Annotated in this window: 22 protein-coding genes and 1 tRNA gene; 8 read left to right on the forward strand and 15 right to left on the reverse strand. The window is 63.8% G+C overall.

Annotation, left to right across the window (positions count from 1 at the left end; translation table 11 throughout):
• Positions 1-399: 399 nt before the first annotated feature.
• From QQL28_RS13875 to QQL28_RS13885, 3 genes are read left to right on the forward strand one after another with little or no spacing between them, the layout of a single operon-like run.
• Complete coding sequence (locus tag QQL28_RS13875) at positions 400-1,572, forward strand: efflux RND transporter periplasmic adaptor subunit (protein ID WP_284265890.1); 1,173 nt, start codon at positions 400-402, stop codon at positions 1,570-1,572.
• Positions 1,569-4,712: a multidrug efflux RND transporter permease subunit gene (locus QQL28_RS13880; RefSeq protein ID WP_284265892.1), complete on the forward strand. Its 3,144-nt coding sequence runs from the start codon at positions 1,569-1,571 to the stop codon at positions 4,710-4,712. Before QQL28_RS13875 ends, QQL28_RS13880 begins: the two co-directional genes overlap by 4 nt.
• A 59-nt stretch (positions 4,713-4,771) precedes the next feature.
• Positions 4,772-5,338, forward strand: coding sequence for an invasion associated locus B family protein (locus tag QQL28_RS13885; protein WP_284265895.1), 567 nt, complete (start codon positions 4,772-4,774; stop codon positions 5,336-5,338).
• Between the two features lie 15 nt (positions 5,339-5,353).
• On the opposite strand, the gene QQL28_RS13890 is transcribed toward QQL28_RS13885, so the two are convergent.
• The 6 genes from QQL28_RS13890 to QQL28_RS13915 form a co-directional block, all read right to left on the reverse strand.
• Positions 5,354-6,073: an ABC transporter ATP-binding protein gene (locus tag QQL28_RS13890; RefSeq protein WP_284265897.1), complete on the reverse strand. Its 720-nt coding sequence runs from the start codon at positions 6,071-6,073 to the stop codon at positions 5,354-5,356.
• Positions 6,070-6,834 (reverse strand): ABC transporter ATP-binding protein, encoded by a 765-nt coding sequence (locus QQL28_RS13895; protein ID WP_284265899.1) that lies wholly within the window; start codon positions 6,832-6,834, stop codon positions 6,070-6,072. Before QQL28_RS13895 ends, QQL28_RS13890 begins: the two co-directional genes overlap by 4 nt.
• Positions 6,824-7,795 (reverse strand): branched-chain amino acid ABC transporter permease, encoded by a 972-nt coding sequence (locus tag QQL28_RS13900; protein WP_284265901.1) that lies wholly within the window; start codon positions 7,793-7,795, stop codon positions 6,824-6,826. Before QQL28_RS13900 ends, QQL28_RS13895 begins: the two co-directional genes overlap by 11 nt.
• Complete coding sequence (locus QQL28_RS13905; RefSeq protein ID WP_284265904.1) at positions 7,795-8,658, reverse strand: branched-chain amino acid ABC transporter permease; 864 nt, start codon at positions 8,656-8,658, stop codon at positions 7,795-7,797. The genes QQL28_RS13900 and QQL28_RS13905 overlap by 1 nt, the downstream gene beginning before the upstream one ends.
• A gap of 62 nt (positions 8,659-8,720) precedes the next feature.
• The gene (locus QQL28_RS13910) at positions 8,721-9,974 is read right to left on the reverse strand and encodes an ABC transporter substrate-binding protein (protein WP_284265906.1); all 1,254 of its coding nucleotides are present in this window, start codon (positions 9,972-9,974) and stop codon (positions 8,721-8,723) included.
• 351 nt (positions 9,975-10,325) lie between these two features.
• A complete protein-coding gene (locus tag QQL28_RS13915; protein WP_284265908.1) occupies positions 10,326-10,691 on the reverse strand; it encodes a DUF1428 domain-containing protein in 366 nt (121 codons plus the stop codon).
• Positions 10,692-10,990: 299 nt separating this feature from the next.
• Between QQL28_RS13915 and QQL28_RS13920 the strand changes: the two genes are divergently transcribed.
• Positions 10,991-11,064, forward strand: a tRNA-Gln gene (locus QQL28_RS13920).
• 802 nt (positions 11,065-11,866) lie between these two features.
• On the opposite strand, the gene QQL28_RS13925 is transcribed toward QQL28_RS13920, so the two are convergent.
• The 3 genes from QQL28_RS13925 to QQL28_RS13935 are packed head-to-tail and all read right to left on the reverse strand — an operon-like array spanning position 11,867 to position 12,813.
• The gene (locus tag QQL28_RS13925) at positions 11,867-12,406 is read right to left on the reverse strand and encodes a 2-keto-4-pentenoate hydratase (protein ID WP_284265910.1); all 540 of its coding nucleotides are present in this window, start codon (positions 12,404-12,406) and stop codon (positions 11,867-11,869) included.
• Positions 12,407-12,433: 27 nt separating this feature from the next.
• Positions 12,434-12,652 (reverse strand): hypothetical protein, encoded by a 219-nt coding sequence (locus QQL28_RS13930; RefSeq protein WP_284265913.1) that lies wholly within the window; start codon positions 12,650-12,652, stop codon positions 12,434-12,436.
• A 5-nt stretch (positions 12,653-12,657) separates the two neighbouring features.
• Positions 12,658-12,813, reverse strand: a complete 156-nt coding sequence (locus QQL28_RS13935; RefSeq protein ID WP_284265914.1) for a hypothetical protein — start codon at positions 12,811-12,813, stop codon at positions 12,658-12,660.
• Between the two features lie 195 nt (positions 12,814-13,008).
• Between QQL28_RS13935 and QQL28_RS13940 the strand changes: the two genes are divergently transcribed.
• From QQL28_RS13940 to QQL28_RS13955, 4 genes are all read left to right on the forward strand, one after another.
• On the forward strand, positions 13,009-13,932 hold the full coding sequence (locus QQL28_RS13940) for a LysR substrate-binding domain-containing protein (protein WP_284265916.1): 924 nt from the start codon (positions 13,009-13,011) through the stop codon (positions 13,930-13,932).
• A gap of 113 nt (positions 13,933-14,045) precedes the next feature.
• Positions 14,046-15,257: an ABC transporter substrate-binding protein gene (locus tag QQL28_RS13945; RefSeq protein ID WP_284265918.1), complete on the forward strand. Its 1,212-nt coding sequence runs from the start codon at positions 14,046-14,048 to the stop codon at positions 15,255-15,257.
• Between the two features lie 38 nt (positions 15,258-15,295).
• A complete protein-coding gene (locus QQL28_RS13950; protein ID WP_284265920.1) occupies positions 15,296-15,748 on the forward strand; it encodes a VOC family protein in 453 nt (150 codons plus the stop codon).
• A 5-nt stretch (positions 15,749-15,753) separates the two neighbouring features.
• A complete protein-coding gene (locus QQL28_RS13955; RefSeq protein WP_284265922.1) occupies positions 15,754-17,334 on the forward strand; it encodes an AMP-binding protein in 1,581 nt (526 codons plus the stop codon).
• A gap of 136 nt (positions 17,335-17,470) precedes the next feature.
• On the opposite strand, the gene QQL28_RS13960 is transcribed toward QQL28_RS13955, so the two are convergent.
• The 6 genes from QQL28_RS13960 to QQL28_RS13985 form a co-directional block, all read right to left on the reverse strand.
• Positions 17,471-17,965: a hypothetical protein gene (locus tag QQL28_RS13960; protein WP_284265925.1), complete on the reverse strand. Its 495-nt coding sequence runs from the start codon at positions 17,963-17,965 to the stop codon at positions 17,471-17,473.
• A gap of 504 nt (positions 17,966-18,469) precedes the next feature.
• On the reverse strand, positions 18,470-19,273 hold the full coding sequence (locus tag QQL28_RS13965; RefSeq protein WP_284265927.1) for a lytic murein transglycosylase: 804 nt from the start codon (positions 19,271-19,273) through the stop codon (positions 18,470-18,472).
• Between the two features lie 154 nt (positions 19,274-19,427).
• Entirely contained in the window at positions 19,428-20,261 is an 834-nt protein-coding gene (locus QQL28_RS13970) for a shikimate dehydrogenase family protein (RefSeq protein ID WP_284265929.1), read from the reverse strand.
• Between the two features lie 59 nt (positions 20,262-20,320).
• A complete protein-coding gene (locus QQL28_RS13975) occupies positions 20,321-21,187 on the reverse strand; it encodes an efflux RND transporter periplasmic adaptor subunit (RefSeq protein ID WP_284265930.1) in 867 nt (288 codons plus the stop codon).
• Positions 21,184-21,390, reverse strand: a complete 207-nt coding sequence (locus QQL28_RS13980; protein ID WP_254094511.1) for a DUF1656 domain-containing protein — start codon at positions 21,388-21,390, stop codon at positions 21,184-21,186. The genes QQL28_RS13975 and QQL28_RS13980 overlap by 4 nt, the downstream gene beginning before the upstream one ends.
• Positions 21,387-23,432 (reverse strand): FUSC family protein, encoded by a 2,046-nt coding sequence (locus QQL28_RS13985; RefSeq protein WP_284265935.1) that lies wholly within the window; start codon positions 23,430-23,432, stop codon positions 21,387-21,389. The genes QQL28_RS13980 and QQL28_RS13985 overlap by 4 nt, the downstream gene beginning before the upstream one ends.
• Between the last annotated feature and the right edge of the window lies 1 nt (position 23,433).

The raw sequence follows: 23,433 nt of genomic DNA on the forward strand, positions 1-23,433 counted from the left end.
CTTCCGTTGTGCGGCGCTGATATGGACGACGTCGCATGGGCTGACAACGGAAATACCGCGCGATCAGTTTAGAACCGTTCTCGCGCATGACCGGAATTCGCACGACCTGACCGATCGCAGGTCTGGGCCGATCGGCTCAGTGCAGACGATTGCTCACACCCGGCGCGAGCATCGTAAATCTTATGCACGCTCATCGATCTGATGTCTTGCGAGCACGGCTGTTCACGAACTGCGCACGCCGCCCGGATCGGATGCAAAGCTTTCCAATTGTTTAGGATTCTCAACCGACAGTGTTGTTTACACTGGAACTTGGCGTGTATTATACAAGCCTGCACGCCGGAACCCTTTCAAAGACCCATAATTCAATAGTTTGGGCAAACGAGCTGATACGAAGCCGATATGAAAAAGTCGCGGCCGATCCTGTGGATTTCCCTCATCGCAGTCGTCGCCGTCGGAGGCTACTTCGGCTGGCAACGCTTCTACGGTCCGGACGCCGCGAAGTCCCAGACCGCACAAAAAGGCCCGCCGCGGCCGGTCGCAGTTCCTGTCACCATCGCACCGGTTCAGCAGGCCGATTTTCCAGTCTATCTGACCGGGCTCGGCACGGTTCAGGGCTTCAACACCGTACAAGTACGGACTCGGGTGGATGGCCAGATCGACAAGATCGCCTTCACCGAGGGCCAGATCGTCAACCAGGGTGACCTTCTGGTCGAGGTCGACCCCCGCCCCTTCCAGGCCGTGCTCGACCAGGCCAAGGCGAAGAAGGCGCAGGACGAGGCGAACCTCGCCAACGCCAATCTCGACCTCCAGCGCTATACCAAGCTCGGCGAATTCGCGACCCGGCAGCAGACCGACACCCAACGCTCCACCGTCGCCCAGCTCACCGCGCAGATCGCCGCCGACGAGGCCGCGATTTCCAATGCCCAGACCCAACTCGATTACACCCAGGTCAAGTCGCCGATCACGGGCGTCGCCGGCCTGCGCCAGGTCGATATCGGCAACATCGTCAATGCCTCGACCCAAACCGGAATCGTCACGATCGCTCAGATCGAACCGATCGCGGTGATCTTCACCGCGCCCGAAGACCAGTTGCCCTATATCAACGAGGGCCAGAAGTCGGGCGCGCTCAAGGTGATCGCGCTGACCACCGACGGCAAGAAGACGCTCGCCGAGGGCAAGCTCGCCGTCATCAACAATCAGGTCGACACGACCAGCGGGACTATTCGGCTGAAGGCGGTGTTCGACAACAAGGACCACACGCTGTGGCCGGGCCAGTCGGTTTCGACGCGTCTTCTGGTGCGGACGCTGAAGGACGCCACGGTGGTCCCCGACGACGCGGTCCAGCATTCGACCAACGGTCTCTACGCCTATACCGTCAATCAGGAGAACAAGGCTGAACTGCGCAAGCTCAAGGTCAGCTACTCCATCGATGGACGCTCGGTGATCGATGAAGGACTTAGCGTCGGACAGCAGGTGATCACCGGCGGTCAGTTCAAGGTGCAACCCGGAAGCCTCGTCTCGACGGCGGTCGCAAGTTCGAATCCGGGCCAGAACAAGGTTCGACAGGAATGAACGACGGCGGGATTTCGGCACCTTTTATCCGTTATCCCATCGGCACCTCGCTGCTGATGGCCGGCATTCTCTTTGTCGGCCTCGTCGCCTACCCCCTGCTGCCGGTCGCGCCGCTGCCGCAGGTCGACTTCCCGACCATCCAGATCACCGCGAACCTGCCCGGCGGCAGCCCGGAAACGATGGCCTCCTCGGTCGCGCAGCCGCTGGAGCGCCAATTCGCCCAGATTCCCGGCATCGCCCAGATGACGTCGACGAGCTATCTGGGCACGGCCTCGATCACCATCCAGTTCGACCTCAATCGCAGCATCGACGGCGCGGCCAACGACGTGCAGGGCGCCATCAACGCGGCCAGCGGCCAGTTGCCGAAAAACCTGCCCTCGCCGCCGACCTATCGCAAGGTCAACCCGGCGGACTCGCCGATCCTGCTGTTATCCGCGACATCCGAGACGTTGCCGCTGACGACCGTCAGCGATTCGATTGACGCCCAGCTCGCCCAGCAGATCAGCCAGATCTCGGGCGTCGCGCAGGTCTTCATCGGCGGCCAGCAGAAACCGTCGGTCCGCGTGCAGATCGATCCGGCGAAACTGGTCGCCAAGGGCCTGTCGCTGGAGGACGTCCGCAGCGCCATCGCGATCACGACGGTCGACAGCCCCAAGGGCAATATCGACGGCGAGAAACGCGCCTACACCATCTACGCCAACGACCAGTTGCTCCAGTCCAAGGACTGGAACGACGTCATCATCGCCTACCGCAACGGCGGCCCATTGCGAATCCGCGATATCGGCCAGGCCGTCACCGGGCCCGAGGACGCCAAGCAAGCCGCTTGGGCCAACGGCAAGCGCGGCGTGTTCCTGGTGGTGTTCAAGCAGCCTGGCGCCAACGTCATCGAGACCGTCGACCGGATCAAGGCAACCCTGCCCCGGCTGGTGGCGGCGATCCCGCCGGCGGTCAAGATCGAGGTCATCAGCGACCGCACCACGACCATTCGCGCCGCGGTCGAGGACGTCCAGTTCACGCTGCTTTTGACCATCATCCTGGTGGTCATGGTCATCTTCGTCTTCCTGCGCAGCTTCTGGGCGACCGTCATTCCCACCGTCACGGTTCCGCTGGCGCTGCTCGGCGCGTGCGCCCTGATGTGGGTGTTCGGCTATTCGCTCGACAATCTGTCGCTGATGGCGCTCACGATCGCGGTCGGCTTCGTCGTCGACGACGCCATCGTGATGCTCGAGAACATCACGCGCTACATCGAAAACGGCGATTCGCCGCTCGCCGCCGCCTACAAGGGTGCCAAGGAGATTGGCTTCACCATCGTGTCGATCAGTATCTCGCTGGTTGCGGTGCTGATCCCCCTGCTGCTGATGGGCGGCATCATCGGGCGCCTGTTCCGCGAATTCGCCGTCGTGCTCGCGATGACGATCTTCGTCTCGATGTTCGTGTCGCTGACGCTGACCCCGATGATGGCCTCGCGCTTCCTTCGCGCCCATGGCGAAGTGCATCACGGCCGCTTCTACCAATGGAGCGAGCGCGCCTTCGACGCGATGCTGCGCGGCTATGAATACGTCCTCGACCACGCGCTGAGCTGGCGGCGCACCACGCTCGCCATCTTCTTCGCCACCCTCGGCCTGTCGGTCTACCTGTTCATCCTGATCCCGAAGGGCTTCTTCCCGCAGCAGGACGTCGGCCTGATCACCGCGACCTCCGAAGCCTCGCAGGACATCTCCTTCAAGGAGATGGTCAAGCGCCAGGAGGAACTCGGCAAGATCATCATGGCCGATCCCGACGTCGCATCCATCGCCATGTCGATCGGCGGCAGCGGCCGGGCCGGCAACAACGGCAACCTGTTCATCACGCTGAAGCCGCGCAACGAGCGCGAGGCCTCGGCGCAGCAGATCATTGCGCGGCTGCGCCCCAAGTTCGACAAGGTTGAAGGCGCCCGTCTCTATATGCAGGCTGCCCAGGATGTCCGCCTCGGCGGCCGCCCGACGCGCACCCAGTTCGAATTCACGTTGCAGGACGCCGATCTCGGCGAGCTCAACGAATGGGCGCCAAAAATCCTCGCCAAGATGCAGACGCTGCCGGAGCTGCGCGACGTTGCGACCGACCAGCAGACCCAGGGCACCACGGTTCAGCTCAAGATCAATCGCGACACCGCCTCACGCTACGGCATCCAGCCGCAGCTGATCGACGACACGCTTTACGACGCGTTCGGCCAGCGCCAGGTCACGCAGTACTTCACGCAGCTCAACAGCTATCACGTGATCCTCGAGATCCTGCCGGAGATGCAGGGTAATCTCGACAGCCTGAACAAGCTGTACCTGAGATCGCCGCTCACGGGCGACCAGGTGCCGCTGTCGACGTTTGCGACCTGGACGACCGATCCGGTGCGCCCGCTCTCGATCAGCCATCAGGGCCAATTCCCGGCGATCACGATCAGCTTCAACCTCGCACAGGGCGTGGCGCTGGGACAGGCCACGGAAGCCGTGCAGAAGGCGATGGCCGATCTCGGCGCGCCGGCGACGCTGAATTCGAGCTTCCAGGGCACCGCGCAGGCGTTCCAGCAGTCGCTCGGCACCGTGCCGCTGCTGATCCTGGCAGCCCTCGTCGTGGTCTATCTGATCCTCGGCATTCTCTACGAGAGCTACATCCACCCGATCACGATTCTCTCGACCCTGCCTTCGGCCGGCGTCGGCGCGCTCGCGATCCTGATGGCGGCAGGGTTCGATTTCAGCCTGATCGCGCTGATCGGCATCATCCTGCTGATCGGCATCGTGAAGAAGAACGGCATCATGATGGTCGACTTCGCGATCGCAGCCGAGCGCGACGAGCACAAGACGCCGGCGGAATCGATCCGCCAGGCCGCACTGCTCCGCTTCCGCCCGATCATGATGACGACGATGGCGGCCCTGCTCGGCGGCGTGCCCCTGATGCTCGGGCACGGCACCGGTGCCGAAATCCGCCAGCCGCTCGGCTATGCCATGGTCGGCGGCTTGATCGTCAGCCAGGCCTTGACCCTGTTCACGACGCCCGTGGTCTATCTCTATCTCGACGAGTTCTCCAACTGGTTCTCCGGCTGGGGCCGTTCCAAGGAGAGCGAGCACGAGACGACCGAACACGGCACGGTCAAGGAAGCAGCCGAGTAAGCCAGCCTCGCATTCCCACCGCCGGCACGTTCTCTTCTTTCAAGCCAAAGCGATACGTCATGTCCATGCGCTCCAATCTTGCCGCCCTCCTGTCGGTTGCCTTGCTGTGGAGCGGATCCGCACACGCCCAGGGCACCAAGTCCAAGGCTGCTCCGCCCCAGGCCGCACAGCCCGCAGCTCCCGCCGCACAGCCGCAGGCCGACGTTGCGCCGGCGCCGCAAGCAGGCTGGGCCGCGCGCTGCACCAGCGCGAGCCGTGACGCGCCGCTGGAATGCGCGATCGAGCAGAACGCGGTGCTGACCAAGACCGGGCAGCTCATCGTGCTGATCAACATCCGCGTGCCAGCAAACACCCGCACGCCAGAGGCGCTGATCCAGCTGCCGCTAGGCCTCAATATCCCCGTCGGCGCCAAGCTCCAGGTCGACGAGGGCAAGACGGTCGACCTGCCGATCCAGACCTGCGAGAATCGCGGCTGCTACGTCTCGACACCGGTTTCCGCGGAACTGCTCGCGGCGCTGAAGTCCGGCAAGCAGCTGAAGGTCTCCTTCCAGAACATGGCCAAGGAGAGCATCAGCATTCCGATGCCGCTGACCGATTTCGCGGCCGCCTACGACAAGATCAAGTAGCGGGCCGCGTCCGTCTCACCCTGCCCCCAGATAGGCCTTCTGGACCTGCGGATCGTTCGCCAGCGCCGTCGCGGTACCGGACAGGACGCTCTTGCCGACCTGCAACACCGTTGCGAAATCGGAGACTTCGAGGGCGAGCTCGATCGACTGCTCGGCGAGCAGGATGGTCAGGCCCTCGCGGTGCAGGCGGCCGAAGGTTTCGTACATGGACTCCACGACCGCCGGCGCCAGCCCGAGCGACGGCTCGTCCAGCATCAACAGCTTTGGATCGCTCATCAGCGCGCGGCCGACCGCGAGCATCTGCCGCTCGCCGCCGGACATGGTGCCGGCGCGCTGGTTGCGGCGCTCTTTCAGCCGCGGAAAGATCTCGTAGACGCGCTCGAGCAGCGCCGCCTTGCGCGACTTGTCATGCAACGGCGTCGCGCCAAGCAGGAGATTGTTCTCGACGCTCTGCTGCACGAACAGCCGCCAGCCCTCCGGGGACAACGCAAGCCCCTTGCGCACGATCGCAAAGGCGCGTTGGCCCGCGATCGCCTCGCCGCGAAAGCTGATCGTGCCGGCATGCACCGGGATCAGGCCTGCGATCGCATTCAGCGTCGTGGTCTTGCCGCCGCCATTGGAGCCGAGCAGCGCGACGATGCTGCCTTCGGGCACCTCCAGCGATACGTCGGACACGCCGATCAGGTCGCCATAACGCACTTCGAGGTGCTCGATCCGCAGCAGAAGCCCGCTCATGTGGGGCCGCCCATCAGTTCGATCGGTGTGTGGCCGGCGGCCGCTTTCGCGGCGCGCGTGCCGAGATAGGCCGCGATCACCGCCGGGTTGGCCGTTACCTCGCGCGGGCTGCCGCGCGCGATTTCCTTGCCCTGGTGGAACACCATCACCCGGCTCGCCAACGACATGATCACTTCCATGATGTGCTCGACGATGACGAGCGTGATGCCGGCGCGATGGATGTCGCGCACGAGATCGATCGCGAGCTTGACCTCGTGGGCGTTGAGGCCCGCCATCGCTTCATCGAGCAGCAGGACCTTCGGCTCGGTCGCTAGCGCACGAGCAATCTCCAGGCGCTTGCGGCCTGGCGTGCCGAGCGAGCGCGCCGGCGCATCCGCGAGCCTGATCATCCCGACCCGCTCCAGCACCGCGCGCGCCTTGGTCTCGGCCTCAGTGCGATGCGCGGCGCGAAGGAACGCGCCGATCATGACGTTCTCGAGCACCGTCATGCCCTCGAACGTCTGCGGCAACTGGAAGGTACGCGCAAGCCCGAGCTGCGCGCGCTGCTCGGGCGCGAGATCGGTGATGTCGCGCCCCTCGAACAGGACACGGCCTGCGGTCGTCCTGAGATCGCCGGTGAGGCAGTTGAAGAAGGTCGACTTGCCGGCGCCGTTCGGCCCGATCAGGCCGAGGATATCGCCCTGCTCCAGCGTCACGGAGGCATCGTCGACCGCCTTGAAGCTGCCGAAGGCTTTTGTGATGCCGCGCGCTTCAAGGAGCATGAGGCGCTCCCGCTTCGCTCGCGGGCTTGGACCGCCGCTTGAAGAGGCTCAAAATGCCGCCGGGCTGGAAGCGCGCGATCAGTACGATGATCGCGCCGTAGACCACGAAGGTGAGGCCTGCGCCCTTGCCGCCAAGCACGCTGTTGGAGATTTCCTCCAGCGGCACGAGGATTGCGGCGCCGACCAGCGGACCGAAGAGAAGTCCTGCCCCGCCGAGCGCAGCCATGATCAGGATCTTCACGGAGATCAGGATGCCGAGGCCTGACTCGGGGTCGACGAAGCCGAACATCATCGCATAGAGCGCCCCGGCGACACTCGTCAGCGCCGCGCTCAGCATGAACGCGTAGAGTTTGGTGCGGCGCGCTGGCGCACCGAGCGAGCGCGCGGCACGTTCGGAGTCCTTGATCGCACGCAGATAGAATCCCATCCGGCTGTTAGCCATCCACCAGGTGATGACGAGCGTGATCGCAAGGACCAGGAGAAAGAGATAGTAGTAGGGCAGCGACGAGATGAACGAGAGATCGAAGATGTTGCGGGCCACCGTCGGGCCGCTCAATCCCACGGCCGCGCCAAGGTAATCCGTATTGGTGACGATCAGCCGCATCGTCTCGGCAACCGCAATCGTCGCCATGCTGAAATAGTGGCCGGACAGACGCAGCGTCGGCACGCCGATGACGGCCGCCAGCACCACCGCAATCACGATGCCGCCGGGAATGCCGAATAGCGGCGACAGCTCGAACTTGGCGTAGGCTCCCATCGCCGCATAGGCGCCGCAGCCGAAGAACACGACATGGCCGACCGAGACCTGGCCGGCATAACCGCCGACGATGTTCCAGGCCGAGGCCGCGATTGCATAGAGCAGCACCAGCGCGCCGAGGCGCTGCTGGAACGGCGAGGACAGCAGCAGCGGATAGGCAATCGCGACCGCTGCTAGCACCGACAGCCAGAGCAAGCGCCGCATCACATCTTCCCCATCAGGCCCTGCGGCCGGAACCACAGGAAGAACAGGAACAGGATGTAGACGACGATATCCTTGTAGACCGCGCCGATCAGATAACCCGACAGCGACTCGATGACGCCGATCAGAAGGCCCGCGACCAGCGCGCCGGGCACGCTGCCGAAACCGCCAAGCGAGACCGTGACGAAGGCAACGATGCCGAGCGTCTCGCCCACCGTCGGCACGATGTAGAAGAAGTTCGCGATCAGCGCACCGGCGAGCCCCGTCGCACCCGCCGCGATCGCCCAGGCGATCGCCTGCATGGTGTCCGGCCGGATGCCCATGAGCTGGGCGGCGGTTGCATCCTCCGCCACCGCCAGCATTTTCGAGCCGAGCGAGGTGCGCGTCAGCAACAGGTGCAGTCCGAGCGTCACGAGCAGCGCGACGACGCCGGCAAGCAGCCGCGATGCCTCGAGGCGCAGCCCCGCCACCGCATACGTGCCGCCGACGATATTCTGCGGCAGCGACTTGAAGTCGGCACCGAACCACCAGAACACGGAGTAGCGCAGCAGCAATGCGAGGCCGAAGGTGCCGAGGATCTGCGCCAGCATCGGCCCCTTCATGATGTCGCGGATCAGGCCGAAATAGACGACGACACCAAGCGTCGCCAGCACCAGCACGGCCAGCGGCGCGCCGACGATCGGCCCGCCGCCCATCAAGGTGTAGACGACATAGGCGACGTACATGCCGAGCATGACGAAATCGCCATGCGCGAAATTGACGATGTTCATCATGCCCCACACCAAAGTGAGGCCGGAGGAAAACAGGGCGTAGACGGCACCGAGCAGGAGCCCGCCGACGATCACCTGCACGAGGACAAAGGACATGAGCCGCGCTGCTCTATCAAGCCGACAAAAAAGGCGGGACCGCCGTCCCGCCTCCGAGATCGTCACCAGCCCTTGTAGGACATTACCGGCGCCTTCTCGGCATTGCCCTTCGGCCACACCGAGACGTAATTCTCGCCGTCCTGAAGCTGGATGATGTAGGCCGACGCCAGCACGTTCTGCCCCTTCTCGTCGAACTTCACGCCCTTGTAGCCCATGATGAGCTGCTCGGGCTTGATATCCGTCGCCTTCAGCGCCGCCTGGATTTTCGCAGGATCCGTCGAGCCCGCGCGGTCGATGGCGTCGACCAGCACGAAGAAGCCCTGCATCTCGCGCCCGACCGTGTCTTCCATCTCCTCGCCGCTCTTCTTCTTGTACATGTCGGCGATGACGGCGCTCGGCGAGCCGGCGGGGCCGACGGCCCAGGACGAACGGTTGAACACGCCCTGCGAGAGCTTTCCAACCGCCTTGATGAAGGACGGATCGGAATAGCCGGCATCGTCAGCCAGCAGCATCGGCGGCTTGTAGTCGAGCGACTGCATGGTCTTGGCAAACAGGATTGCGTCCGACGTGTAGGAGATCATCAGCACGACGTCGGGCTTCTTCTCCTTGAGCTGGAGCACCTGCGCCTGCACATCGGTGGCATTCACGGCGTAGGCCACGTCAATCACGCCGGTGCGCCCCTTCGCCTTGAAGCCGGTGGCGATCGTGTTGGCAACGGAGGCGCCGTATTCGGTGTTGTCATGGACCAGCGCGATGGTGTCGGTCTTGGCTCCGGCCGCCTTCATGTCGGTCAAAAATTCGTCGTAGATGCGAACGAAATCCGGCGCGATCGGCGTGGTGCGGAAAAACCATTTGAAGCCGCGCTCGGTGAGATTGGCGGCGACCGATTCCGGCGTCAGGTACGGAATGCCGTATTTCTCTGCGATCGCGCTCGAGGTCAGCGTGATGCCGGACTGGTAGGCGCCGAGGATCGCGACCACCTTCTCTTCCGTGATCAGACGCAGTGCCTGGTTTTGCCCCGTAGCCGGGCTACCCTGGTTGTCGGCGATGACTATCTCGACCTTGGCGCCGCCAAGGCCTGCGAGCCCGGCGTTCTTGGCGAGCGGCAGCTTGTCGAGCTCGGGATGGGCGTTGTTGATGATGTCGGTCGCGACTTCGAGCGCAGCCTTGGCATGCGCACCGATCGACGCCGTGCTGCCGGACATCGGCAAAATGACTCCGATCTTGACAACCTTGTCCTCAGCCTGCGCGCCTCCCGCAAGCACAATAGACATCGCGGCCGCGCAAAGCAGCCGGGTAGCGAGCTTAAATGTCATGAACCAGACCTCCCAAGGGTTTCCCCGACCAGATTTTTAAGGCTGGAAGCTTTCGGCGAGCGGCCTGCTTCCGTTTGATTTTTCCTGGCGCGCGGAGGATGGCATGCCAGTGTGGAACCAGCAAGGTACAACGCGATTGCACAATGCCGCATTGGCAGATGCCGGATGACATCGGCGCGCGAAGCGCGTCGGTTCGCGCAACCTGACATTGCAGCAGATGCCGTGCCGCGTGCTTTCGTCATTGCGAACGCAGCGAAGCAATCCAGTCCCTCCGTGGAAAGATTCTGGATTGCTTCGCTACGCTCGCAATGACGGAAGTATGGTGCGCCGCCGTCGCTCACATGAGATCGGTTAGGCCGGTATCGTGCGCCGCACCTCGATGAAGGTTTCGAAGCCGCCGAAGATCAAGCGCTTGCCGTCGAAGGGCATGCCGGCGTTCTTCAGGCGGGGATCCTCCATCACCTTCTTGTTGATGGCGTCGCGGCTTTCCCGATCGCGGTAGACGATCCAGGACAGCACCACGATCTCGCCCTCCTTCGCCATCACCGCGCGCGGAAACGAGGTCACCTCGCCATAGGGAACGTCGTCGCCGATGCATTCGACATAATCGAGCGCGCCGTGCTCCATCCAGACCTCGCATGCCGTTCGCGCCAACACCTTGTAGGCGTCGATCTTGTCCTTTGACACGGCGAGCACGAAACCATCGACATAGGGCATCACAGGTCTCCTTCTGGGAATTGCGTGCCCTGAGGACGATTGAGGAAGCGACGTCCCGACCCCGGTCGCGGGATTTGAGGATGGGACAAACCGTCGCGACCGCCGCCGCCTCGCCCAACTGCACCGGCCGCGATTTCGATCACGTGGTCGCGTGCGAAAATCCCCTCCACAGCAGCGCTTGCAAGCCTGGAGGCGAGCGGGTAGAAACCCACCACGCCTGAGCTGTGATTTGCGCCGCGTGCGCCTCCGGCCGCCGCCCGACAGTTCAATAAACAATTGAATTCGTTAGGCAATTCCATTGGGGAATGGTGTAACGGTAGCACAACAGACTCTGACTCTGTTTGTCTTGGTTCGAATCCAGGTTCCCCAGCCAAAAGCGAACATTCAATAAAAACAAGCGGTTACGGCAGCGTGCTGAGCCGACGGATCACCTCCGCGCAACGCCTCGCCGTGTGCTACCTCGACAGCCATGAGGGCTTCCGCTCGATCAGATCGGCGAGATCACGCAGCGTGACGACATTGGAGCATTAGGCGCGTATCGTTTGAATGAATGCTTGGTCGTCCATGTGCTTCCTCCCTCCCGGTCCGGACTGACCGTGCGGATACGAAGCCACGATCGAATCGAGAGATTCACGACTTGAACTTGCTTCAGTCGAGTTATTCGGATTAGTAGAACCTTCCAGCATTGGTGCTGCAAGTTTACAAGGGCTTCACCGGCCACTATTCTATAGCGCGATATTTTCAGTGATTTCAGCAGGCGTACCATGCTGTATCACGCGGCGACCTTGCTTTCGTTAGCATCTCTTTTTGTGCTCGGCCCTGCATGCGGCCGCGGATTGTTGTTGCTCATCGACAGACGTCGGGTCTGGCCCAAACCCCTGCACCAACTCGCGCTCGGACTTTGCACCATGGTTGCAATTGGCATTCTGATAGGTGCCTACGGCCTGGTCTGGAAAGTAAGTCCCCAGTCGGTAGCCTGGTTTTCCTGGTTCGAAAGGGATGTATTTCCGTATGACGATGGGTTTCCGACCATTTACCGGATAAAATCGAGCGCTAGCTGAATTGGCTCCTAAAGCGCGATTGAGATGAATCGTGATCGCGCTTTAGGTTGTTGTTTGAGCATGCTTCGGCCGATGCGCAGCTAGGGCTCGAACTCGGGCTGTAGATATCGAGGCTCAGAAATAGGTCGCTTCAACCGTTCCGAACGGACCGAAATCCGCGACATAAGTCTCGCCCGGCTTTGGCCGCAGCATGCCGGTCAGCGTACCCGTGCTGACGAACTGTCCAGCCTTCATGCCGATGCCGGTGCGCGACAATTCATTGGCGAGCCAGGCAAGCGGCACCATGGGATGATCAAGCGCCTCCGTCGCCGTGCCCTTGCGGCGCAGCGTGCCATTGCAGGTCAGCTTGACCTCCTGCCCGGCGATGTCGCGCGACCGCCAGTCGGCAATCGCAGCGCCGCAAACGATGGTGCCGGAGCCTGCGCCGTCCGCAAGGATCGCAGGCAGCGGCGGAAACGCAGCGTCATGGACGAAGCGGCATTCGGCAAGCTCGATCCCGGGATGCAGCGATACGATTGCCTCGGTGACCTCCTCCAGCGTGTAGGGCTTTTCACGGGGCGGCAGATCGGTGCCCAGCCGCGCCTGGTACTCGACCTCGGGAATCGGGCTACAGAGCCTGGCGTGCTCGAGGCGCGCGGGGGATTGCACGATCATGGGCGCGAAGACCCGGCCATAGATCGGTCAGTCCGTGCGCAACTGCCGCTGCAACCCCTCCTTCATCGCGGCGATCTTCCAGCCGGCAACCTTCCAGCCGAGCTCTTCCTCGACCATGCGCGCGATACGATAGGCCGTCGGCTTGTCCGGCGGCACGAGGCGAGGATCGAGACCGCTTTGCTGGCGCCGTTCGCGGCGCAGCGTCGCGAGCAGGCGGACGAGTTCGCGTTGGTCGGCCGGACCCATCCTCGTCACTTCACCAGCAGCGCTATCGCGCGCGATAGCGGCACGGGCGCCTCGCCCAGCAAGAGATCGATCGCCTCATCTTCCCCGCGACAGGTGGGCGCCAGCGCGTCGGAGGGCCGGGCCGTCGCTTCACGATGAGCCAAGCCGGCGTGAATGGTCATGGGCATCCTCCCTCGCGCATTTTGGGGCCCGGCCAGACCGGGCCAGCTTTGGCGTATGACTTGACATGATGGTGCGCAAACGACTTCTTGGCCCGGTGGGTTGAGCCAAAGTCAAAGCGGATCACCCCGCGGGTCCCCTGCCCCTCGCGCGCCTCATCCCGTTGTTTACCCGCCGCCATCGACCGGAAGCGACCAATGGCATCACGACGACTACCCCCTCTCCACGCAGTGCGAGCCTTCGAGGCCGCTGCGCGACACCTGTCGATCACGCGCGCGGCCGACGAGCTGAACGTTACGGTCGGAGCCGTCAGCAGGCACGTCCGCGCGCTCGAAGCGCGCATGGGCACGACGCTCTTCCTGCGTGGACCACGCGGCCTCGCCTTGACCTCGGCGGGCAAGGCCTTCGCGGATTCGACGCGCGAGGCGCTGGACCGCATTGCGGATGCAGCCGAGGGCCTGCGCCTCAGACGATTCCGACGCCTGTCCGTCGGCGTCTACGGATTCTTCCTGTCACGCTTTCTCCTGCCGAGATGGCCGAGCCTCAGGACGACGCATCCCGAATTGGAGATCGATCTGCACACGAGCGCCAATCCCGTCGACCTTCTTGCCAGTCGCTACGATGCGGTGATTGCCGTCTCGGACGGACAACCCCGCGCCGGACTCGTCACCCGGCCCTTGCTGCCGATAGCCACCGTACCGGTGTGCTCGCCCGAGCTTCTGAAGGACGGTGCCCTGGATTTCGCGTCTGTTCCACTCCTGCACAACAGACCACGGCCCGACGATTGGCGGCGTTGGCTGGATCATGCGCACCTTGCCGACGTGCCCGTCCAGGGCGGGAGCAGCTTCGAAAATCTCGGTTTGGCGATCGAAGCTGCGGCTGCCGGACTTGGCGCCGTCATCGCAATTGAAAGCCTGCTTGCCGCCGACCTCGTGCAGTTCAATCTGGTCAGAGCGCATCCTGTCGTCCGTCCAACGCGGCGTCACTTTGTGCTCGAATACGAACAGCGCATGGCGAACGACCCGGCCGTCGCGGCGTTTGCGGGGTGGCTGTGTGACGTCAGCAAGCAGCACGGGGCCAGGAAGCCGGCGGCCAGGAAGGCCGCGCGGACCACGGCCTGATCGACTCCAGAGTGTTGAGTTTCACTCAAGTAGCCCTCAAAAAAGCTCGTTTGCCAGCCTGAACCCGCTCTGACACAGACGCTTCCATCAAGATCATGATGGGGAAGCGTTTGATGAGGCGGGCATTCAGAACACTCATCGCAGGCCTTGCAATCTGCAGCAGCGCGCCTGTTCATGCGCAGATGTCCGGCGATGTCGTGAAGATCGGCGTGCTGACGGACATGTCAGGCATCGTATCGGACGCGACGGGCGAAGGCTCCGTCGTCGCGGCACAATTGGCTGCGGAAGAGTTCGGCAACCGCGTGGCCGGCAAGCCGGTCCAGATCGTCTTCGCTGATCATCAGCTCAAACCCGACGTGGGCGCAAACATTGCGCGCAAATGGTTCGAGCAGGAAGGCGTCGACGCCATCGCGGACATACCGAACTCGGCGGTCGCGCTCGCCGTCCAGGAGGTTGCCCGGAGCCGTTCGCGCGTCATCCTGTTCTCTTCGCCGGGGACCACGGCGCTCACCAACCAGTTTTGCTCTCCGACCAGCCTCGCCTGGACGTACGACACCTACGCGCTCGCACGTGGAACGGCGAAAGCGGTCGTCGAGGGCGGCGGCAAGACCTGGTATTTCGTCACCGCCGACTATGCTTTCGGCCATCAGCTCCAGAAGGACGCTGGTGCGGTGATCCAGGCCAACGGCGGCAAGGTGCTGGGAGCCTCCGCTCACCCGCAAGGCACCACCGACTTCGCCTCCTTCCTGCTCCAAGCGCAGGCGTCCAAGGCGAACATCGTCGGGCTCGCCAACGCCGCCGGCGACACGATCGCGACCATCAAGCAGGCCGAGGAGTTCGGCCTGTCGGCCAGCGGCCAGAAGATGGCCGCCATGCTCCTGCTCCTCACCGACGTCCACTCGCTGGGCCTCCAGGCGACACAGGGGACGTTCCTCACCACGCCCTATTACTGGGATCTCAATGACGCGACCCGCGCATGGTCGGAAAAGTTCGCAGCCCGGCGCAAAGGGCAACGGCCGACCTTCATGCAGATCGGCGTCTATGAAGCGGTCCGTCACTATCTTCAGGCCGTGGATGCGATCGGCAGCGACGAGGCCGACAAGGTCGTGGCGAAGATGCGTGCAACGCCGATCGAGAGCGTCTTCACGCACGGCGCAATGATTCGCGAGGACGGCCGCGTGGTGCGAGACATGTATCTGGCGGAGGTCAAGACTCCGAAGGAGTCCAAGGGAGAATGGGACCTCTACAAGATCCTCCGCACCATCCCGGCCCAGGACCTGACCATCCCACTGGCCGACAGCACCTGCCCGCTCGTGAAACGCTAGAGCGGAAGCTCAAAATCAAGGCATCCTAAGGAGCAATCATGACGACGTCCGAAAACGAGTGGCAATATCCCTACGGCAGCAAGCAGCGCTACCACCTCCAACACGTCCATCTCTTTGCGTCCAACGTCGATGCGACCATCGACTTCTACAGGTCATGGTTCGACGCCGAAGTGATGTGGGACGGCGACGTTGCCGGCGCGCGCAACGTCTTCATCAAGGTCGGTATCGGCGCCCTGCATCTCTACGACCAGCTCCCGCGCGGCGAAGGCAAGAACGCGGTCCATCATCTGGGCATGCAGGTCGTCGGCATCGATGAGCTGTACGAGCGCATGAAGGCTGCAGGCCTCCATATTCCCAATCCCATCCGCCGCCTGGGCGGAGGCGGCGGCTATTTCATGCTTGGCGCGCCTGACGGCGTCGTCATCGAAATCTTCGAGCCCGGCAAGCTGCGTGAACCGGTGGTCCGCGAGTATTATGGCTTCGGGGAATAAGACCGGTGGAAGCAAACGCTGATCCGGCAACCATTGCAGATCTCGTGGCGGCCCAGGCCGCCCGCGATCCCGCGAAGATTGCCCTGACCTTCGTGGATGTTGCGACGGACGGCACTTATCGGACCGAGCTGCGTTCCTACGCGGACCTGCAACGGAACGGCGCTGCCCTTGCAAAGCGACTGGCCGGACTCGGCTTGCGAAGGGGCGATGCATTCGCCCTCATGATGGCGAACCATCCCGAATTCGTCGAGGCCATGCTTGCGGCCGCGTTGCTGGGCGCGGTGTTCGTACCAATCGATCCCAGGACGATCGGCGAGAAGCTTTCCTTCATGCTCGAGCACGCTCAATGCCGTGGCGTGGTCTGCTCGTCCGACTGCGCCGCCGCCATCGCCGATCTGGGTCACACCGCCCTCTCCTGGGCGGTGACCCTTGGAGAGCCCACAAAGGCCGCAGCAATCGCGCCGGCGAGCCTCGGCTACGCAGCCGCGATCAAGGACGGTGGCTCGCCCGACCGGATCGATATTTCAGCCGCAGAGACCATGATGCTGATGTTCACATCCGGGACGACAGGCAATCCAAAGGCCGTCGTGATCTCCCATGGCGCCTATATGAGCCGGGCGCGCGGCATGCACGGGATCGATCTCGGCGCCGACGATGTCCTCTACACCGGCCTGTCGCTGACGCACATCAACGCACAGGGCACGCTGCGCATCGGCCTGACATCAGGCCTGCCGGTCGTCATCAGCCGCAAGTTCAGCAAGCGGCACCTTTGGCCGATCTGCCGCAAATTCGGCTGCACCGTGTTCAATCTCCTCGGCGGCATGATTCCGGAGATCTACAGCATCCCGGAGAGTCCTGACGATGCCGACAACCCCGTCCGCCTCATCATCAGCGCCGGCATGCCGGCTGACCTCTGGCGCGAGTATGAGCGCCGCTATGGCGTGACGATCTGCGAGATCTACGGCTCGACCGAGGGCGGAGGTGCACTCACAAATCCGTCCGGCGCCGGTCCGCTCGGCAGCCTTGGCAAGCCGCCTCCCGGGCTCGAGGCCGCGATCTTCGATGATGACGGCAGGCGCTGCCCGCCCCTTCAGCCCGGCGAGCTCAGATTTCGGCGCATGGATGGAGAGCCCATCAGGGTTTCCTACTTCCGGAATCAGCAAGCAAGCTACGACAAGACGATCGACGGCTGGTTTCGGACGGGCGACGTCGTGCATGAGGACGAGAACGGCTGGTTCTTCTTCCACTATCGGATTGGCGGCGGCGTTCGGCGCAACGGAGATTTCATCAACACGGCCCTCGTCGAAGCGGCCCTCATCAAGTCGGGCCTCGTCTCGGATGTGTTCGTCTATGGCGTTGCGACCCCCCGGAACGTGGCCGGCGAAAAGACGCTCGTTGCAGCCGTCGTCCCGAGCGACGCAGACTTCGACCAGACTGCTCTGGTCGAATATTGCGCAACGAAGCTGCAAAAGCGGGACATCCCCGAGATCATCCAGGTGCTCCGCGAGATTCCAAAGACCATCTCCGAAAAGCCGATCGAACGCGCCTGCATCGAGCGGCTGCATCAGGATGGCCTGCTGAGCTGAATTTCTAGAGCGTGATCCGGAAAAGTGTGAAGCGGTTTTCCGAAAAGATCATGCGCAAACAACAACCTAAAGCGCGATGGTGATTCATCCCAATCTCATCGCGCTTTAGGATTGCGTCGACGAGGCCGCCCTCGCCCTACTTCCTGTTCTCCTCACAGAACTTCAGCGCGCCCAGCACCTCGCCCGCGCGCGGGATCTGCATTTCGATGCTGTCCTCGTCGTCATCCTCGAAATCGACGGTGAGGCGCTTTGCCTTCGACAGCTTGTCGAGGATCGACTGGTTGAACTCGAAGATGCCGCGCACGGTGGTCTTGTCCATGACCTCCCACTTGGCGCTCTTCATGATGTCGGCGTCGTCGGTGCCGAAGTCGGCCTTCAAGATCTCGCCGACCTTGTCCCACTCCCAGCCGTCATAGATCATCACGATGACGATCGCCTTGTCGGAGTAGGACAGCACGATCACATAGTCGCGGTTCTCGTCCTCCTTGTCCTTGTAGCCGCGGCTCGCATTGCAGTGTGTATCCTGCGAGCGCTTCTCGATCGTCCAGTCGCCGACCTTGGATTGCTGCGCCAGCGCGGGTGTCGCCGAAAATCCCGCAAGCAGCGCGATCGCGAAAAGCAATTTCTTCATATTGTCCCCCCAGCCATTTCCCCGGAACAAGCTGACCATCTCTGCGGGAGAGCCGCAAGGGGTTCGACAACCCCCAACGGACGGCACAACCTGTAATAGCGTGGTTAACGGGTACGAAGGTCCGGCCGCCTGCGGAGTACCCAGCGGTTCCGACGAAACCCTTTCCCAAAACCACGAAACACGCCTGAAACAGACCGCCCCCTATGCTGGTCGCCAAAATCATACAGGGACGGCCACCATGCAATTCTTCCTCGAGCTGATTTGGGACTATTCTTGCGGCCAATATCTCGTTGCCCTGCCTCCGCAGGAGGACGAGCTATGATCGAGCTGATCTCCGCCTTCCTCGCTCTCTGCAGCATCGGCGTTTTCGCAGCGCACGCGCTCGACGCCTACCGCACCTCACACTACTGAGACGGGGGCGCGCCTTTTAAGCATGATCTCCGCGCAAACGCGTTCCGCGTTTGTCGCGAGGGAAAACCGCTTCACACATTTCCGGATCACGCTCTAACGCGCCCCCTCCCCATCGATCTGCCGCCCCATCAGCGCGATCGCCTTCTGGTAGACGCCGGCGGCGTTCCAGGCCTCGATTGCGGCAAAATTCGGCTCGCCCGGCTGGTAGCCGGCGCCGGCACGCCAGCCATGGGCTTTTAGAAAATTCGCGGTCGAATTCAGCGCGTTCGCGGCAACGTCGAGATTCCCGGTGCCATAGGCCAGGATGTTCTTGGGCATGAACTGGGTCTGGCCGACCTCGCCATGCATCGAGCCGCGCTGCGCGGGCGACAATGCGCCGCGGTCGATCAGCTTCAGCGCCGCATAGAGCTGATCGGTGAAGAACTCCGGACGGCGGCAGTCATAGGCGAGCGTCGCGATCGAGGACAGCATGTTCTGATTGCCGCGCTGGCTGCCAAAGCCGGTCTCCATGCCCCAGATCGCGATCAGCGGCCCCGGCGGCACCCCATACCGCTGCTGGATCGAGGCGAACAGTGCTCCCTGCGACTGCTTGAGCGAGCGCCCGCGCGCCACGATGGTCGAGGCGCCGCGCTTGGCCAGGAATTGCTCGAGGGAGAGCGAAAAACTGTGCTGGCTGCGATCGGCCGCAATGGTCGCGCTGGCGTAATTGGCCTGCATCAACGCGCCGACGCCGGTCGCGCCGATGCCCTTGCCACGGGCCTCCTCGCCGAACTCGCGCTTCCAGCCTTCAAAACCGCCGGGCCCGTTGCCGCATTGCGCGGCGTCGGCCGCCCCGAGATGTGCGAACAGTGCCATCGCGCCGAGCGCGGCCGTCGCAATGATTCTGCCCCTGTTCATTTCATTCCTCTGTTCGGGGCATGCGCCCCGCTCGCAACCAACCGACGGCCGGGATTCGACTGCCTTCACGGCATGATCCTACGCCAGCACCGATCGCTCAAGCCCCGCCGCGCGCAAACAACGCGCGGCGCGACACTTGACATTCGCGCGGTCATCAGCCGAGCAGGAAATCCATCATGATGCCCTGGTGCTGCTGATACATGTCGGTGCCGGTCGCCGTGACGCAGCCGATCTTTCGCGCGGCTGCGATGAAGGGCGAGACCTCCGGCTTGGTGATGACACAGCCGCAATAGGTCGACGGCGCGAGTTTTGCGACGTCGACCGGCACTGGATCGCCCTCCATCATGCCGGCGGGCGTGGCGTTGGCCACGAAACCGAAACCTGTGGGATCGGTCGAACCCGCCAGCGCGCGGCCCTTGCCGAGCCTGTTGAGCTGATCGATCAGCACGTCGCGCCGCTCGATTGCTGTGTCATGAATGGCGATCTCGCGGACGCCAGCCTCGACCATCGCGAGCGCAATCGCCGAGCCGGCACCGCCGGCACCGACCAGCAGTGCGCGCATCCCGTCAGGGTCGATCCCCTTGGCGCGCGCCGCACCGACGAAACCGAGTCCGTCCACCATGTCGCCATGCCAGGCGCCATCCGCCCGGCGGCGCATCAGGTTCACGGTGCGCAGGAAATGCGCGCGATCGGTGGCGCTGGCGCAGGCCTGGTAGCAGGCGAATTTATGCGGAATGGTCGCGACGATGCCGTCGAGATTCTTCAGCCGCCTCGCCACCCCGAGGAAGTCGGACAGATCGGCTGGCGCGACCTGGACGGGGACGAGGATGCCGTCATGACCGCGTGCTGCGAAGGCGGCTGTGAGCCCCGCGGGCGCGCGCACCTGGGCGATGGGATCGCCGACGATGACATAGAGCCGCGTCGCGCCGCTCAGCGTCGCGATGTTGGATGCGCCGGCTGTGCCGGTCTTGTGATTGCCCGGTGACATCGATGCTTCCTCCGCGGCGGACGGCCGGTATGCAGAAGGCCCTTGCCGCAACCTGGTAGCTAGTTCAGCACCTCGACGGTCGCCGAGCGGCCGGCGACCAGGGCGATGTTGTCGGGAATCTGGTCGAGCGCGATCCGCACGGGAACGCGCTGCGCCAGGCGTACCCAGCTGAAGGTCGGGTTGACGTTGGCGAGCAAATTCGCGCCCGCGGCGCGGTCGCGATCCTCGATGCCGGCGGCGATGCTTTCGACATGGCCGGTGAGCTTCACCGGATCGCCCATCAGGCGAACCTGCACCTTGTCGCCGATGCGGATGCGCGCGAGCTTGGTCTCCTCGAAATAGCCTTCGACATGCAGCGTGTCGCTGTCGACCAGCGCCATCACGCCCTTGCCGGCCGTCACATAGGCACCCGGCCGCAGGTCCATGTTGGTGATAATGCCGTTCACCGAGGCGCGCACGTCGCTACGATCGAGATTGAGCTGGGCCAACGCGCGGTCGGCGACCGCCTGATCGTAGGCCGCCTTAGCCTGCAACTGCGTGGCGAGCACCTGCTCCTGCTTCTGCTGCGAGACCGCGTCGGTGGTGAGCGCGCTGTAGCGCTTCAGGTCGGCATTGGCCTGATCGAGCGTCGCACGATGGCCGGCAAGCGCGGCGTCGGCCTGTTGCAGCGCCAGCGCAAAGCGTTCCCGATCGATGCGGAACAGGACGTCACCGCGATGGACCTTCTGGTTGTCCTTGACCAGAACCTCCGTGACGAAGCCCGACACGTCGGGCGCAACCTGGACAACGTCGGCACGGACGCGCCCGTCGCGCGTCCACGGCGCCTCCATGTAGTAGGCCCAAAGGCCGCGACCGACGGCGATCGCCGCAACGACGACAAGCACCGTCAAGGCAACCCGTCCGAGCCAGGCGAAACTCCCCTTCATGGCAGAAACTCCGAAAGATACACGACGCCGCCGAGAATGCAGACGAACAGCGCGAAGTTGAACAGCGCCCGATGCCAGACCAGCCGGTAGAGGCCGAACCGCTGCATCAGCCTGCGCAAGAGAGCGCTGAGCGCAAAGGCCACGATGAGCCACAACAGCAGCGCCGGAACCAGCACGCCGTAGATGTCGATCTCGTACCTCATGCCGCAAAGCTCTCCCCTCGCTGCGGACGATAGGCCGGCGCCCCCGGAAACAGTCCGCGCCGGATGCCGACGAGCCCAAGCAGCGCGTCCTCCCGAGCCTGCGGGTTGGGATCCTCGACGGCCGCAGCGAGCGCAGCGTCGATGCGCGCGAGCAGCTCGGGCGGCATGCCTCCGCCGGCATAGCGGCGAAATGCGGCGGCGAGCTGATCCAGCATGTCGTCGAGAACGAAGAGCGTGGATGCGGCGAGGCCGTAGCGTGCCCGCCTAAGGTGTATGATGTTGAGCCCGATGCGAAGCTGCGCCAGGCTCTCTGTGTCGCGACGGTCGGCCTCCGAGACGAAGGCGATACGCTGCACGAGCAGTCCCATCCGGTGCAGCATCAGACCTGCGAACTCCGCGCGGTCGTGCTTGCCGCGACGCTCGGCGGCGACCGCCAAAGTCTTCCAGCTCGACAGCACCAGGCGCTTGGCGACCCACTCCGCCCCCACCCCGCGCGCGATCCTGGTCACGACCTCGGCGACGACGATGCCGGTGAAGAAGGCAATAGCCGAATTGGCGTAAGCGCCAAACTCCGCGCTGTAGGTCGACTGTAATGCGAGCAGCGTCGCCGTGTTCACCGCGAGCGCCGAGCCGGCGCCGGCCGTGGCCGGCCGCCCGATCAAGAGACCGTAGATCAGGAAGGTCGGTGCCAGCGCGACGATCAGGACCTCGATATGGGAGATCGCGGGCACCACCGCGAACAGATAAATCGCAACGACCACGATCGCGACCAGCGACCACAGGCCAAAGCTGCGGATGAAGCGCGCGGGATCGTCTTGCGCGGCGAAGAAGCAACAGGCGACAGCTGCCATCATCGGCGCCGAGGCGCCGTCCGGCCAGCCGGTCCCGATCCAGAAGGCGCAGCAGATGAGAATAGCGACGACGGCACCGGCCGCCGACCATAGCGCGAGGCCGCGGTCGCGATGACGCACGGCCGCAGCCCCAGCCTCGGGATGGAAGACGAGATCGACCGTGGAAATCCTGCGGCCGGCGGCGATCGCCTCGCTCAGCGCGCGGCAGTCACAGGAGAGATCGACGAGCTCGCGCAATCGCGACAGGAGGCTGGTCGTGATGATCCGCTCCCAGGAGGCGTTGCCGTCGAGCGCGGCCTGCCGCGCCTCGATCGTGGCGCGGATCGGCCCAGCCGGCCGCCGCGCGTCCTCCGAGACCCAGGTGCCGATATCCGCAAGCAGGCGGTTCAGCTCGGGCTGCGCCTTGAGACCCCGTTCGCCAAGCGCGTCCAGCCGATCCTCGATCGAGGCGATCACCGGCAAGAGCATCAACATCCGCAACCGGATTTCACGCAGGCCAGAGACGGCCTCGACGTCCGCAAGGCGGTCATAGCCGAGATGGACCGCAAGCGTATCGATCTCGACGATGTCGGTGGCAAGGCGCAGTCGGAGCGTGCGGCGTGCTTCGTCGGGGCCGCGACCGAGCAATGTGTCGTGGCTCAGGCGGCGCGCGTCCCTCAGCCAGTGGTCGACGCGCGCAGCGACGGCCGGCGCGACGCTGCGGGGAAAAACGAGGGTCGAGACCAGGCTCGCACAGATGATGCCGAGCGAGATCTCCTCCACGCGCGCAATCGCAGTGTCAAAGATGTTTCCGGGGTCGGAGACAGAAGGAAAGCCGATCAACGCAACCGTGTAGCCGGCCAGCATGAAGAGATAGCTGCGCGGCGTGCCGTCGAGCAGCGAGACATAAAGGCAGAGACCGACCCAAAGCGCGATTGCGAGGCAGAGCAGTTCCGGCGCGTCGACGAGATTGGGCACCATAGCCACCGTCGCCGTGGCCCCGACGAGCGTCCCGATCACACGGAAGAACGCCTTCGAGCTGGTCGCGCCGGCGAGCGGCTGCGAGGTGATGTAGACGGTTGCCATCGCCCAATAGGGCCGCGGCAGGTCCATCCATAACGCGATGACGAGTGCCAGCATCGACGCCGCGAACGTCTTCAAGGCGAAGATGAGGTCCGCGTGGCGGACCAGGAAGGGCTCATCAGCGCGCATG

This window comes from Bradyrhizobium iriomotense, from assembly GCF_030160715.1.
GTDB lineage: Bacteria > Pseudomonadota > Alphaproteobacteria > Rhizobiales > Xanthobacteraceae > Bradyrhizobium > Bradyrhizobium iriomotense.